The sequence below is a fragment of the Pseudomonas sp. MF5691 genome (genome assembly GCF_016405645.1).
GTDB classification, from domain to species: Bacteria; Pseudomonadota; Gammaproteobacteria; order Pseudomonadales; family Pseudomonadaceae; genus Aquipseudomonas; species Aquipseudomonas shahriarae.
This window is the reverse complement of record NZ_JAEKDC010000053.1, coordinates 1-1,470: the sequence shown is the minus strand read 5'-3', so window position 1 is coordinate 1,470 and position 1,470 is coordinate 1. Positions and strand designations below refer to the sequence as shown.

Genomic DNA, 1,470 nt, shown 5'->3' with positions numbered 1-1,470 from the left:
ACAAGGTCGATGTGGTGCTGACCGCCACCAAAACCGTGGGTGAAGGCGGCGAGATCGTCTACACCGCTACCCTTGTGGATAAAAACGGCGCGCCGGTGACTAACATCACCAGCCCTGTGACCGTGACTCTGGATAACAATCAGGTCATCACCATCGGTGTGAACCAGTCGAGCGGTACTGTTTCGACTACAGCTCCGGATGACGTGTACAAAGGCGACCAGACTGTTACTACCGGCATTAAAGAAGTCACCGGTGGCGAGCACTTTGAGAACCTGGTTCCGGGCACTGACAAGGTCACCACGACTGTTACTGATACCCCAGGTACCGATAACACCACGACAGTGACGCTGACGGCTCCATCGGAAGTGAGTGAGGGTGGGAAAATCACCTACACCGCTACGCTTTCGAATAAAGCGGATACCGACGTCACCCTCACTCTCGACAACAAACAGACCATCACCATCAAAGCTGGCGAAACTGTTGGCACTGTGACAGTTGATGCCCCAGGCGATGACGTGTTCGTCGACAAGAGCACCCAAACCGTTCAGATCACCGGGACTGACGGCGGCAACTTCGAGAAGCTCGTGGTTGCTGGCGATGGCGCGACTACCACCATCAACGACACCATCGACAAGGTCGATGTGGTCCTGACCGCCACTAAAACCGTGGGTGAAGGCGGCGAGATCGTTTACACCGCTACCCTTGTGGATAAAAACGGCGCGCCGGTGACTAACATCACCAGCCCTGTGACTGTGACCCTGGATAACAATCAGGTCATCACCATTGGTGTGAACCAGTCGAGCGGTACTGTTTCGACTACAGCTCCGGATGACGTGTACAAAGGCGATCAGACTGTTACTACCGGTATTAAAGAAGTCACCGGTGGCGAGCACTTTGAGAACCTGGTTCCGGGTACCGATAAAGTCACCACCATCGTGACTGACACACCGGGCACAGATAACACCACTACCGTCACCCTGACCGCGCCAAGCGCCGTCAACGAAGGCGGCACCATCACCTACACCGCCACCTTGAGCAACAAGGCTGACACTGACGTCACCTTGACCCTCGATAACAAGCAAACCATCACCATCAAGGCCGGTGAAACTGTCGGCACCGTCACCGTTGATGCCCCTGGCGATGACGTGTTCGTCGACAAGAGCACCCAGACTGTCCAGATCACCGGGACTGACGGCGGCAACTTCGAGAAGCTCGTAGTCGCTGGCGATGGCGCAACCACAACCATCAACGACACCATCGACAAGGTCGATGTGGTCCTGACCGCCACTAAAACTGTGGGCGAAGGCGGCGAGATCGTTTACACCGCTACCCTTGTGGATAAAAACGGCGCGCCGGTGACTAACATCACCAGCCCTGTGACCGTGACCCTGGATAACAACCAGGTCATCACCATCGGTGTGAACCAGTCGAGCGGTACTGTTTCGACTACAGCTCCGGATGACGTGTACA

The 1,470-nt window shown here is 55.8% G+C and carries 1 protein-coding gene; it reads left to right on the top strand.

Going from position 1 to position 1,470, the window contains the following annotated elements:
* Nucleotides 1-14: 14 nt before the first annotated feature.
* A partial coding sequence (locus JFT44_RS28495; RefSeq protein ID WP_374068332.1) for an immunoglobulin-like domain-containing protein occupies nt 15-1,470 on the top strand: 1,456 nt, incomplete at its 3' end.